Origin of the sequence: Flavobacterium sp. NPDC079362 (assembly GCF_050267765.1) — a bacterium.
Taxonomy (GTDB): Bacteria; Bacteroidota; Bacteroidia; order Flavobacteriales; family Flavobacteriaceae; genus Flavobacterium; species Flavobacterium azizsancarii.
Genome location: NZ_JBNNFM010000039.1, coordinates 1 through 14,113, shown reverse-complemented (window position 1 = coordinate 14,113; position 14,113 = coordinate 1). Strand labels below are relative to the sequence as shown.

Sequence of the window (14,113 nt, the reverse complement as noted above, 5' to 3'; positions counted from 1 at the left end):
TCTAGCTTTTAAACAACTTAAATAGATCTTTTTATATTTTAGCATTAATAAAATGTCACTTGTGTAAGACAACAATTTAGACAAAATCGAAATATTATTTTATGTATATAATGTCCCAACAAGAAGAAATAATTAACAAGATTGAGCAGGACAAAATAGATTTTGATCCTGGCTTACAACTTTTATTAGAAGATCCTGAATACAATTTCAGAAGGCTTTTTACAACTTTGACAAATTATATATTCAACGCTATTCCTGAGAAAACACATTACAATACAGAAACTTATCAAAACGCTATAAAGACAATTCCTTTAAAACCTACTTATACTCCAATTGTACTTCTAAAAAGATTCCCAACACGAATTTCTTTTTATAGATTGGCAGAACTTCCTGAAAATGAATATAAAAAAATAATAACTTCGTTACTTTGGATTTTTAAAATAACAGACACTGAAAGAAGAAATACAGAATGCAAAAATGGTTGTGGACATTTTTGGCATGAACTTAAGTAAAGCTATTTATAACTCAAAGTTTTCTATTTAATCAAAAATAGCAATATCATTAATCTTTTCCAAAACGAAACTAATAAAATGTTTATTGGAGAATTTTGATATGCACCAATTTAAAATTATATTAAAACTGTAGCTTTTTTGTCTATTAAACTAAAAGACAAATTAAGAACCTATTATACTTTAGATCTTAACTTGCAAAACTTTAATGATCGCATATGGCTGCTAGGAATAAATTAATCACATTTTCTTAAAAAACAAAAAATATAAAGCATTAAAAATAACCCCCTTAGATACATCACCTTAATAAAAACGAAATTTAACAAGAAAAAATAGATCATTTGTAAAACAAGATTCTTTTTTTATTAAATTTGAGAGAAGTGATAACAGTCATAAATACCAAAAATCTCATTAACAATTGTTTATTTTTTATTCGCAGAATAATTGAACCTCAACGATTATCAATATTGAATAATTAAACAAAAAAAGACTTTACAAGGCAGAAAATTAGAATCTTAAACCTACAAATCCGAAAATTATGCCCAAAGGTCAGTTTTTAAAAAATTTTCGTCTTTCGAATGTTTTTATTCTTTTAATAATTGTCTTCATTTCCTGCGCTTTACTAATTTGTATCAACTTTTTTACCATAAAAATATTATCGGCCAACAGAGCTTATGTCAATGGCGAATCTCATTATTCTAAAGGCCAAAAAGATGCTTCGCGCCATCTTATAACCTATCTGTATACAAAAGAACCTGATCAATGGAAATTATATACTGAAGAATTAAAAGTTCCTCAGGGCGATGGCATTGCCCGCAAAACACTTTTAGCGGTTGGAGACAATCAGGTAGCAAGACAAGGCTTTATTACTGGTCGCAATCATAAAGATGACATAGATGATATTGTTTGGCTATTTGTAAATTTTAAAAACATATCGTTTTTAGCAAAAGCCATTCACGAATGGGAAGAAGGCGATAATTTAATAGATGAACTTTTTGTTATTGGAACACAAATTAATGCTAAAATCAAGTATAATGTATTAACAACAACTGATCAGCAGGAATTTCTTTCTCAAATTAGCAACATTAGTGATAAACTAACTATCAATGAACGTAATTTCTCAAATACTCTGGGAGAAGGAACAAGAAAAATCAAGAGCCTGTTAATCATTGCTAATATTATTTTTATCTTAATTATTATTTTAAGTGTCTGCTCTTACTATTCGATAATGGTAAAAAGACTTCTTGCTTCTAAAAAAGAAATTGAAATTAAAAATGAAGATCTTATAGTCGTGAATCGCGAATTAGATCGGTTTGTTTATAGTGCATCCCACGATTTAAGATCACCAATAACTTCATTAAAGGGCTTGATCGAAATTACACAACTGGAAGATGATATTGACCAAATAAAAGATTACCTGCGTTTGATGTATCAAAGTCTTGCCAAACAAGATCAATTTCTCAACGACATCATTGACTATTCTAAAAACAAGCGCAAGCAGGTAATAATTGAACCTGTTAATTTAAGTGAATTATTTGATGAGGCAATTTCTCAATTAATGCATATTGAAAATGCAAACAAAATTACTTTTACACAAGAATTACTTGTCGATCAAATTCAGAGCGATGGATTTCGTTTAAAGATTATCATTAGCAATTTAATTTCTAATGCAATAAAGTATGCAGATACTAGCAAAGAGGAAATGTTTATTACCATAAAAACGTATGCCGCTGATGACTATAAAATTGAAATTACTGATAACGGAATTGGAATTAGCGATGAATTCAAAGACTCTATTTTCGAAATGTACTTTGGAACCAATAAAAACAAAGGATCAGGATTAGGACTTTATATTGTTAAAGAAGCTGTAGAGAACATTAAAGGAAATATCTCTGTATGCTCAGAAAGTACTATTGGAAGTAAGTTTACTGTAACAATCCCAAAACCACATGGAATCTAACACTACATTCTTATTAATTGAAGACAATTTGATTGATCAGCTGATTATAAAACAATTATTTAAGAAAGTACTTAATATTGATCAAATTTCAATTGCTAATAATGGAAGAGAAGGTCTGGAATGGATTAATAGAAATCAGAAGCAGTTACCGTTAGTCATTTTATTAGATATTCAGATGCCAATAATGAATGGATTTGAATTTTTGAATGAGTTTGACAAACTTAATGATGAGATTAAAAAAGAAACTCAAATCTATGTGCTTTCATCAACTTTAGATTCTGATGAAATTCTAAGAATAAAGAAAATCAATTATGTAAACGGTTTTTTAAATAAACCATTCCAAATTGATGAGTTTAAAAACAAGGCTAATTTAAAGGAATAAGACTATTGTAAAACACGATTTACTTGCGAAAAACTTCTTTGGTAATAAGGTTCTTTTGTAGATGAAATTATAACACCGCCATGAGTTGAGGAGTGCACAAATTTAATTTCACCATCAACTACTTCTACAACCATTCCCACATGATTGATATGGCGTCTGCCGTTTGTTTTAAAGAAAATCAAATCTCCTTTTTGAGCTTCTTCTGTCCCCACTTTAGTACCAACGCGGGATTGCTCAATCGAACTTCTTGGTAATTTGATATCAAAATTATTAAAAGTACAAATCATTAATCCGGAACAATCGAAACCAGCTTTTGTGGTGCCGCCCGATCTGTAACGGGTTCCAATATTTTCTGTTGCATTATCAATCAATTGATTAACTAATTCTGAATGATTGCTTACATGAAAAACTGAAGTTGTGTCTTTCTTGAAATCAGAATTATCAGCAACCTGTGTAGTTGTTGATGAATTTTCATTAACATCCGGAGTGATTACTGATCCTGCTGCATCTGCTTTTTCTTTTAAAGCATTAATTTTCAACAAAAAGCCTACTGGCAATTTCCCTTTAATAGATGGATTTTGGCGCTCCAATTCTGCAACCGTTAATCCGTATTTTTTAGCAATAGCATATTTAGTTTCTCTTGGCTGTACCTCAACAACTACATCTACATTTTGTGCAGGTATAATTTCCGGTTTTGCTTCATCATTTTTAATTATATTTTCTGATGTCAAAACAGTATTTTCAGCAATCTGGGTTTCAGATCCAACAGCAATATCCTGTATTTGCTGATCTGCTTTTTCTTTTGAAGTTCTAATTTTTAAAACATACCCTACAGGAAGTTTCTTTTTAATAGAGGGATTTTGTCTTTCCAGTTCTGCGACTGTTATTCCGTATTTTTTAGCAATAAGGTATTTTGTTTCCTTTGGCTTCACTTTAACCTCAACATCTGTTGAAGCAATTAGCTCTGGTTTTTCTGTTTGCGGATTTTTCTTTGTTTTTTCAGTTGAAACAATAGCATTAGACGGAATATTAAGTTTCTGTCCTATTTTCAAACCTTCACTTTCCAATGATGGATTTGCTTTTTTTAAATCATCAACAGAGATATTATATTTTTTTGAAATCGCCCAAAGACTTTCTCTCTCTTGTACTTCGTGCAAACCTGAATTTGAAATTATTGCAGGAGTTGTTTTAGCAACAATTTCATTTTTTTTTGTAGTAGCTTTTTTATTGGTATTCGGGATTAACAGAACCGAATTTAATTTTAGAACTTTAGGTGCATTTGGATTAGCATCTTCAATATCCTTTGTTTTAACACCATATTTTTTAGCAATTACAGTAAGGTTTTCTCCATTTGATATTTTGTGCTTGATAAATTTCTCCTGAGAAAAGACACCAACGCTAAAAAAAAACAACACTATAATTAATCTAAAAACCATACCTATTAAAGTTTAATGAATACTCTTTTAAGTTGAGACAATATTTAAACTCGAAAAAAGTGAATATATTACCTAAAAAGCGAATTTAACTTTTTAAAGTAAAAAACACACCTTTTTTAACATCTAATTTTGTTCAAATTAACATTCTCGAAATAAAAACAGAGCCAACAACTTAGAAATAAGAATATTATAACTACTTCCTCTTTTTATTACCAAAACCAACTTTTAAACCAAAAAACGATAAAAAAATATCTTTTTTTAATAAAGCAAATACCAAAGTTGTCGAGAACCTGCTCTAAATAAGAAACGCTCTGTTTTCACAGAGCGTTTTCTTTGTATATTAAAATCTTAAAGATTAAGCTTTACCGGCAGCAATTAAGTTTAATGCTGAGCCTGCAACAAACCAGCCAATTTGACCGGCGTTGTAAGTATGGTTAGCTAAGATAATATCTTTAGTACCATTAGCATGAACGAATTCTATCGTTAATGGTTTTCCGGGAGCAAAATCTACCAAATCAACGAAGTTAATTGTATCATCTTCCTGAATCTTATCATAATCAGCTTCATTAGCGAATGTTAATCCTAAAAGACCTTGTTTTTTAAGGTTTGTTTCATGGATACGTGCAAAAGATTTCACTAATACTGCTTTAACTCCTAAGAAGCGTGGCTCCATAGCAGCATGCTCACGTGAAGAACCTTCACCATAATTGTGATCGCCCACAACAATAGATGGTACTCCGGCTGCTTTGTATGCACGAGCAACAGCAGGAACCGCATCGTAAGTACCCGTTAATTGATTTTTAACTGAATTTGTTTTTTGGTTGAATGCATTTACTGCACCAATTAGCATATTGTTAGAAATATTATCTAAGTGTCCGCGGAAACGTAACCATGGTCCAGCCATAGAAATGTGATCTGTTGTACATTTACCGAAGGCTTTGATTAACAGTTTAGCACCTGTGATATTTTTACCATCCCAAGGATCAAACGGAGCTAATAATTGCAAACGTTCAGATGTTGGACTTACGACAACCTGAACTCCGGAACCATCTTCAGCCGGAACCTGGAAGCCCGGATCTTTAACATCAAATCCTCTTGGAGGCAGTTCATCTCCTGTTGGAGCTTCTAACATTACTTCTTCTCCATCTTCATTGATAAGAGTGTCTGTTAATGGGTTAAAACCTAAATCACCCGCAATTGCCATAGCAGTTACCAATTCTGGAGAACCTACGAAAGCTAAAGTATTTGGGTTACCATCTGCACGTTTTGAGAAGTTACGGTTGAATGAGTGAACAATTGTGTTTCTCTCTTCTTTTTCTGCTCCTTCTCTGTCCCACATACCAATACATGGTCCGCAGGCATTTGCAAAAACGGTAGCACCAATTTTTTCGAAAGTATCAATAAATCCATCTCTTTCGATTGTATAACGAACTACTTCTGAACCCGGAGTAATTGTAAACTGAGATTTAGTTTTTAAGTTTTTAGCACTTACTTGTCTTGCCAAAGAAGCTGCGCGAGCAATATCTTCGTAAGAAGAGTTGGTACAAGAACCTATTAAACCTACCTGAATTTGCAATGGCCAGTTGTTTTTGATCGCTGCTTCTTTCATTTTAGAAATCGGAGTAGCTAAATCCGGTGTAAAAGGACCGTTTAAGTGTGGCTCTAATTCAGTTAAGTTAATTTCGATAACCTGATCAAAATATTGTTCCGGATTAGCATAAACTTCCGGATCTCCTGTTAGGTAAGAAGCTACTTTATCTGCAGCATCTGCAACATCTGCTCTGTTTGTAGAACGCAGGTAACGACTCATTGAATCATCATAACCAAAAGTTGAAGTTGTAGCTCCAATTTCAGCACCCATATTACAAATAGTACCTTTACCGGTACAAGACATCGAAGTTGCGCCTTCACCAAAATATTCAACGATTGCACCTGTACCACCTTTTACAGTAAGAATACCGGCAACTTTAAGGATAACATCTTTAGGAGCTGTCCAACCGGATAATTTACCAGTTAGTTTTACTCCAATTAATTTAGGGAATTTAAGTTCCCAAGCCATACCGGACATAACGTCTACAGCATCAGCTCCACCAACACCAATAGCGACCATTCCTAAACCACCTGCATTTACAGTGTGAGAATCGGTACCAATCATCATTCCGCCCGGGAAAGCATAATTTTCAAGTACTACCTGATGAATAATTCCTGCTCCTGGCTTCCAGAAACCAATTCCATATTTATTAGAAACTGACGATAAGAAATCGAAAACTTCATTACTTTGTGTTTTTGCCCTTGCCAAATCTGTTGCAGCATCAACTTTTGCCTGAATCAAGTGATCACAGTGTACCGTTGTAGGAACTGCAACTTTAGATTTTCCGGCGTGCATAAATTGCAACAATGCCATTTGAGCTGTTGCATCCTGACACGCTACACGGTCCGGAGCAAAATCAACATAATCTACTCCTCTTCCAAACGCCTTGGTTGGATTTCCATCCCAAAGGTGATTGTACAAAATTTTCTCTGTTAAAGTAAGTGGACGACCAACAATTTCTCGTGCTTTATCAACACGACCTGGCATGTTGTCATACACTTTTTTAATCATTTCAATATCAAAAGCCATAAGTTATAATTGTTTTTGTTTTTTTTATTTGATCATCACAAGTTACAAAAAATTGAGGAGCTAGAAAAGAAAAAGCCCGAGTTTGTGACTCGGGCTTTTCAATTATCATTAACTAATCATATGATTACATTACTAACTGTTTGTTAGATGGCGCAAACTTAGTCAGATTGATACCTTCTACTGCAGTTGTATATTCCTCTAATGTTGGAGTTCTTCCAAGGATTGTCGACAAAACTACAACTGGTGTTGATGAAAGTAATGACTCTCCTTTTTTACCATCAGAGTCTTCTACAACTCTTCCCTGGAAAAGACGTGTAGATGTTGCCATTACTGTATCTCCTTTTGCTGCTTTTTCCTGGTTCCCCATACAAAGGTTACATCCCGGACGCTCTAAGTACAACATATTTTCATATTCTGTACGTGCTGCACCTTTAGGAGCACTATCATTAAATTCGAAACCAGAGTATTTTTGCAAAACTTCCCAGTCACCTTCTGCCTTAAGTTCGTCTACAATGTTATAAGTAGGCGGCGCTACTACAAGCGGCGCTTTGAACTCTACTTTGCCTTGTTGATCTTCTATGTTTTTTAGCATTTGAGCCAAAATTTTCATATCTCCTTTGTGAACCATACAAGAACCAATAAATCCAAGATCTACTTTTTTCACTCCTCCATAAAAAGAAAGAGGTCTGATAGTATCGTGAGTATATCGTTTAGAAACATCAACGTTGTTTACATCCGGGTCAGCAATCATTGGCTCTATAATCTGATCAAGGTCAATAACAACTTCTGCATAATACTTCGCATTTGCATCTGGAGTTAAAGCTGGTTTCTCAGCTGATTTAATCTCTGTAATTCTCTTATCTGCTTTATTAATTAAGCCTTGTAGAACTTGTTTTTCATTGTCCATACCTTTGTCGATCATGATCTGGATTCTGCCTTTTGCAATCTCCAGTGATTCAATTAGAGTATCATCCTCAGAAATACAGATAGAAGCTTTTGCTTTCATTTCTGCAGTCCAGTCTGTAAAGGTAAATGCCTGATCAGCATTAAGAGTCCCAAGATGAACCTCAATGATTCTACCCTGGAATACATTCTCTCCACCAAATTTCTTAAGCATCTGAGATTGTGTAGCATGAACTACATCACGGAAATCCATGTAGCTTTTCATATCTCCTACAAACGTAACTTTCACTGATTCCGGAATTGGCATTGAAGCTTCACCCGTAGCAAGTGCAAGAGCAACTGTTCCTGAGTCAGCACCAAACGCAACACCTTTAGACATTCTTGTATGCGAGTCACCACCAATAATGATAGCCCACTCATCTATTGTAATATCATTTAAAACTTTATGAATTACATCTGTCATTGCATGATAAACACCTTTAGGATCACGAGCTGTGATAAGACCAAAGTTGTTCATGAATTTCATTAATTTTGGAATATTTGCCTGCGCTTTTTTATCCCATACTGATGCTGTATGACAACCAGACTGATATGCACCATCAACGATTGGCGAAATTACAGTAGCTGCCATAGATTCTAATTCCTGAGCAGTCATAAGACCGGTCGTATCTTGAGAACCCACAATATTAACTTCTACACGAACATCTGATCCAGCGTGTAACACTTTACCTGCAGGTATACCAACAGCATTTCTGTTAAAGATTTTTTCTACTGCCGTAAGACCTTGTCCCTCATAAGAAATCTCTTTTGACGGAGCAAATACAAGAGGAATCTCAATATCTAAAATTTTTGCTGCTAATGTCTGTAGTTTTTTACCAAATACAATTGCGTATGATCCACCAGCTTTTATAAATTCCATTTTCTGAGGAGTAAATGCCTTAGAAATGTCAATTAGCTCTTTGTCGCCATTATATAGTTTCTTGGTTTTAGTATTTATTGTAAGTACTGTACCGGTAGCAACAGAGTATGCTTCTTCCAGAATTGGCTCATTATTTTCATTGCGAATAATGTTACCATCTGCGTCAAGCTTTTTTACCCAGTTTTTAAGATCTAAACCAATACCACCTGTAACGTCAACAGTTGTTAGGAAAATTGGAGAAATACCGTTTGTACCTCCAACAATTGGAGCAATATTTACAAATGGAATGTATGGACTTGCTTGTTTACCTGTCCAAAGTGCCACGTTGTTTACACCTGACATTCTGGATGAACCTACACCCATAGTTCCTTTTTCTGCAATCAACATCACACTTTTATCAGGATGTTGTGCTTGTAGTGCCTTAATTTCTTGTTGTGCCTGAGGAGTAATCATACACTGACCATGAAGTTCGCGGTCAGAACGTGAGTGAGCCTGGTTACCAGGAGATAGTAAATCAGTCGAAATATCACCCTCTCCGGCAATAAAAGTAACTACTTTAATTTCTTCTACAACATCCGGCAGTTTAGTAAAAAACTCCGCTTGTGCGTAGCTTTTAATAATCTCGATAGCGATTGGGTTCTCATTTTTAAATGCTTCCTTTAAACGATCCGTGTCTGCCTCATAAAGGTAAACTTGTGTTTTAAGAACATTTGCCGCTTCTTTTGCAATAGCCGCATTATCACCAAGAGCTAAATCCAGAAGTACCTCAATAGAAGGTCCGCCTTTCATGTGTGACAATAATTCAAAAGCAAAAGCAGGTGTTATTTCTTTTACTACAGACTCACCAAGGATGATCTCCTTTAAAAACTTAGCTTTCTCACCGGCAGCACTTGTTGTTCCTGGTATAGTATTGTAGATAAAGTGTTTAATAGAGTCTTCTCTATATTGGTTATCTAAATCTTTAATCTGAGCGATGATTACACTTAACAATTCCGCACCATCAATTGGTTTCGGATGAAGTCCTTGTTCTTTTCGCTCTTCAATTTCTTTAATATAATCTTTGTAAATATTCATTTCATTATCAAAAGCCATAGTAAATAGGTATTTTTATTTTTTTGTACGCAAATTTAAAAATTAAAGCCGAGAATTAAAAAGAATATAACAGAAGTCGCCTTTTTAAAAATTATTATTGCTGAAAAACGATTTTGACTGCTTGTTTTTATCAAAATATCAGTTTTGCATTAAAAAAATAAATTATTGATATTTTAAAATCTTTTCTTTAACAAAGTCGAAATTTAATGTTACAAACGAAGTCAGATTTTATCCCGTTTTTCACTAAGAACCTTTCTAAATTAGCATTTACAACGTTATAGTTTTTAATTGTACGTCTTCGCTGCATCATAATTAAAAGAAAACTTAGACTGCATTTTTAAAAATTTTACATCAGCCAAATAAATGAAATAAAAAACGTGTAATTCAATTTTTCTTATAACTTTGCAATTCAAAGTACTTTTAAATAAATACAACTATGAAATACAAATTAGAAATTTTAGAATATTACACTCAAAAACCTGAAGTTGTAATTAGCTTAATCGTAACTGTTATTAGCAGTCTTCTATTAATGGGCACGCTTCTTTTTAAAGAATTACGATTTCACAATTTTGATTCAATTGCGATACTGAGTCTAATTTTTGAATTAGTTTACGGAGCTGGTCTTTCTTTTATAATTCTTAGAAAAAAAGAGACCTATATTCACTTAACCCCATTCTTAATCCTCAATTGGTTTATTGGATGTTTCTGCCTAAATATTTTTATCCCAGTTTTTCAAGATCTGCCAATTTGGGTTTATTTCGCAACTCTTGCTTTCTGCCTTTCTAATTTTTTCATTTACAGAAATTCAGACGAAAGCCGCAATATTGCCATTCCGTTTTTTATAAATGGTTTGTCATTTGGAATCATTTTATATTTCACAGCATATTTAATTCCTGTTATGCCAATTTCTTTTGTCGGAATAATAGCCTTAGGATTAGGATTCTACGGTTTAGTTCCTGCATTGGTATTAATTATTCATACAGCAACAATTGCCCGATACCTGAACAGAAATAAAATATATGCTGTTTCTTTTAGTGCAGGCTTCTTACTTATATTAATAAGTTTAGCTGTTTTTACGATAGGATTAAGTATTGAAAGCAGAAAAATAGCTCAAACAGCGAGACTAAATTCATTTGATCAAAATGCAGATCTTCCTAATTACATTACGATTTCACAGCATTTAAAACCTAATTTTTTTAACGAAATTCTATTAAAAAAAGACATCGTCTACATTCCGCTTCACGATCTGTTTTCTTTTGGAGGTTTCAATTCATTTGGCAGCAAACAATACAATGATAAAAAAACACACAATCCGTTTATCTCTATTGCCTATTTATTTTGTAAAGATCTTAATCTAAGTAACGATGACAGAATAAATATCCTGAAATCAAACTTTGACAAACGTTTAGAAACTGAGGAGCACTTATGGAGCGGCGAAGATTTATTTACCAAAACGATCAAAGAAGATGTAAAACTTTATCCCGAAGCTCGTTTGGCTTATACCGAAATTACAATGAAGATTGAATGTTCTAAGGATTCATGGCGAGATCAGGAAGCCATTTATTCTTTTCAACTACCGGAAGGCTCTGTTGCAACATCTCTTTCGTTATGGGTTAACGGAATTGAAAGGAAAGGTGTTTTGACTACTAAAGAAAAAGCTCATAAAGCATACAAACAAATTGTTGGTGTAGAAAGCCGCGATCCATCATTAATGCAATGGAAAGAAGGAAACAAAGTTGTTGTTAGAGTTTTCCCCATAAATCAAAAGAATCCACGAACATTTAAATGCGGTTTTACAACTCCGCTAAAAGTCGAAGATAACGAAATGAAATACCAAAGTCTCTCTATAAAAGGCCCGAATATTTCAAATGCAGAAACTATTTCAAGAATTCAGACTGTTGGAAATACAAAAATCGTGACCAGTAAAGATTTTGAGCTTAAAAAGGATTTTTACATCAATCAATCAAAAGGCCTAGACAACTGGGAAGCTTTGATGCCTTTGACCAAGCCTTTGCAATCAAGTTCGTTTACGTGGAAAAACAAAGTTTATGAAGTAAAAGACATCCAGAAAACTGTTATTCCTTTTGCACCCGTAGAAATCATATTGGATTTGAACAGCAGCTGGACTACCAAACAAATAGAATCTCTTGTGAACTTAAATAAAAAAAATGTATTTGTTTTTGTAAACGGAAAGAAAGAAGCAATCAATAATGATAATTTCAGGGCTATAGAACTAGAATTTGAAGATCTCCATTATTCTTTACTGCCTCTTTATAAAATTACCCAAAACAGCTTAATCATCACAAAATGCGGAACTTTTTCTGCCAATTTTGAAGAACTTGAAGACTCGAATTATTTAAGAAGAATAAGAACCGAAACTAAGCAGCGAAACCTAAAGATAATTAATATATCATCTGATATCAATCCGTTTTGGCAAACTGCCAAGGAGCAAAAATATGTAGATTACTATCAGACTAGTCTAAAAAATACTTTACAACTAATCAATGAGAATCAATTTGTTTTATTTAAAAATGACATCAATAGTGTCAATATTGAGCCGGCGAATATTTCTATTACCCAAAACCCTCAAAACAATACTTTAAAAATTAATGGTCCGGACCATATTTACAGAATGTACGCTTTTGGAAAAGTTCTTGAGGAACAGGTAAAAATCCAGAACGACACATTAACCAGTAATTCATATGTAGAACTGGCAAAAGACGCAAATATTGTCACCCCTATTTCATCTTTAATTGTTCTTGAAACTGATGATGATTATAAAAACAATGGAATTGAGAAAAACGTAGATACTTTAGGAAATGCTTCTATCAACAATGACGGATCAGTTCCTGAACCTCATGAATGGTTATTAATCATTCTTGGATCAACAATGCTTTTCATTTATTATGCAAAAAACAAAAAGAAAGCGATTTAATGAAGCTACTACTTAAATATAAAAAAGCAATTGTGCTATTGACTCTGATTTGCTTATTGGTTATAAACTCGAATATAGTTATATCAGGTCTTGACAGCAATCTTTTTGGAATTGTATTTTCTATAGTATTATTTCTTATGGGGGGTAGAAAAACTTCATTTAATATGAACTACCCTCTTTGGGGTCTCATTTTTCTATTAGAATTTATAAGCTATCGTTTGCACACTAAATCTTTGCATTTTTTAGCTTTGGCACTTTTAGCATGTTTCATCTATTATAGTTTTACTCAAAAATTTTCATTCATTGCTTTTATCTGTATTCTATTATTCTCGTCGCTTTTTAATACTTTTTTCGATTATTTGACTGTAGAAATCAAACAGTCTCTTTGTTATGTTGTTTATTTAACCTTAAAAAATTTCATTCCGATTACTAAAATAGAAGGCGTGAATTTCTACATCAATAATGCAAAAATTACAGTCGACACTGCATGCATGGGATTATCTATGTTCAAAACAGGTTTGCTTGTTGGGGCTTTTTTACTAACATTAGAAGAACGAAAACAACAAAAGTACTACAACGTAAAACAGATTTTCCTTTTTTGCTGTCTTGTGATCGGATTAAATATTATTTCGAATTACTTTAGAATCATAACATTAATTCTATTTAATTGTACCGAGGAAAATACGCTGCATCATACAATAGGTTTGCTTTGCTTTGCATTTTATCAGATCGTGCCAATGTTGTTTTTCATTCGTTACTTAAAACCTAAAAAGGAAGAAATTGTACATACAAATCTTGCCCAATTTACTTTTATTCCAATTATAATAGGGTTCTTAATACTATTCGTAACGAGTGTAGAGATTAAAAAAGAGATTAAACATGATTTACTTGAGAATCTAAATCCTGAATACAACACCAAAGATAGAATATGGGTTAATAATGAAGTTTATAAAATCGTAACTCCGGAAAAGCTTATTTATATTAAAACTCCATCTCACAATCCTTTAGTTTGCTGGACAGGAACTGGCTATAAAATTATTGAATCAAAAATGATTAAGAGAAATAATGAAAAAGTATGGATGGTTCGAATGGAGAAAAATAACATTCAATATTCATCTTATTGGTGGTACGAATGCGATCACAAAAAACATACTTCGCTTGTAGAGGTGCTTTTAATAAAACTTTTTTACAACAAATCTGTACGTTTGATAAATGAAACGAGTACTACCAAATGACATAAAAAAAGTCTGATCATAATTTACGAGGGCACTGAAAAACATCCCTTATTTTTGATCAGGTTTATTTTTTAGACAATAAAAAACGCTTATAACAGGATTTAAAAATATCCGTTATAAGC

At 33.0% G+C, this 14,113-nt stretch carries 8 protein-coding genes; 5 read left to right on the top strand and 3 right to left on the bottom strand.

Annotation, left to right across the window (positions count from 1 at the left end):
* Window positions 1-101 precede the first annotated feature (101 nt).
* From ACQKCJ_RS21610 to ACQKCJ_RS21600, 3 genes are all read left to right on the top strand, one after another.
* Window positions 102-512, top strand: a complete 411-nt coding sequence (locus ACQKCJ_RS21610) for a DUF5958 family protein (protein WP_427402895.1) — start codon at window positions 102-104, stop codon at window positions 510-512.
* Window positions 513-1,047: 535 nt separating this feature from the next.
* Window positions 1,048-2,469, top strand: coding sequence for a sensor histidine kinase (locus ACQKCJ_RS21605; protein WP_427402894.1), 1,422 nt, complete (start codon window positions 1,048-1,050; stop codon window positions 2,467-2,469).
* Entirely contained in the window at window positions 2,459-2,851 is a 393-nt protein-coding gene (locus tag ACQKCJ_RS21600; RefSeq protein WP_271337835.1) for a response regulator, read from the top strand. Before ACQKCJ_RS21605 ends, ACQKCJ_RS21600 begins: the two co-directional genes overlap by 11 nt.
* A 2-nt stretch (window positions 2,852-2,853) precedes the next feature.
* Here ACQKCJ_RS21600 and ACQKCJ_RS21595 read toward each other — a convergent pair whose 3' ends face one another.
* From ACQKCJ_RS21595 to ACQKCJ_RS21585, 3 genes are all read right to left on the bottom strand, one after another.
* Window positions 2,854-4,287, bottom strand: a complete 1,434-nt coding sequence (locus tag ACQKCJ_RS21595; RefSeq protein ID WP_271337836.1) for a peptidoglycan endopeptidase — start codon at window positions 4,285-4,287, stop codon at window positions 2,854-2,856.
* 355 nt (window positions 4,288-4,642) lie between these two features.
* Window positions 4,643-6,907: an aconitate hydratase gene (locus ACQKCJ_RS21590; RefSeq protein WP_271337839.1), complete on the bottom strand. Its 2,265-nt coding sequence runs from the start codon at window positions 6,905-6,907 to the stop codon at window positions 4,643-4,645.
* A gap of 124 nt (window positions 6,908-7,031) precedes the next feature.
* Window positions 7,032-9,803, bottom strand: coding sequence for a bifunctional aconitate hydratase 2/2-methylisocitrate dehydratase (locus ACQKCJ_RS21585; protein ID WP_271337843.1), 2,772 nt, complete (start codon window positions 9,801-9,803; stop codon window positions 7,032-7,034).
* Window positions 9,804-10,257: 454 nt separating this feature from the next.
* On the opposite strand from ACQKCJ_RS21585, the gene ACQKCJ_RS21580 reads away from it, so the two are divergent.
* A complete protein-coding gene (locus ACQKCJ_RS21580) occupies window positions 10,258-12,756 on the top strand; it encodes an XrtN system VIT domain-containing protein (RefSeq protein WP_427402893.1) in 2,499 nt (832 codons plus the stop codon).
* Window positions 12,756-13,991, top strand: a complete 1,236-nt coding sequence (gene xrtN / locus ACQKCJ_RS21575; RefSeq protein WP_427402892.1) for an exosortase N — start codon at window positions 12,756-12,758, stop codon at window positions 13,989-13,991. Before ACQKCJ_RS21580 ends, xrtN begins: the two co-directional genes overlap by 1 nt.
* Window positions 13,992-14,113: the final 122 nt, after the last annotated feature.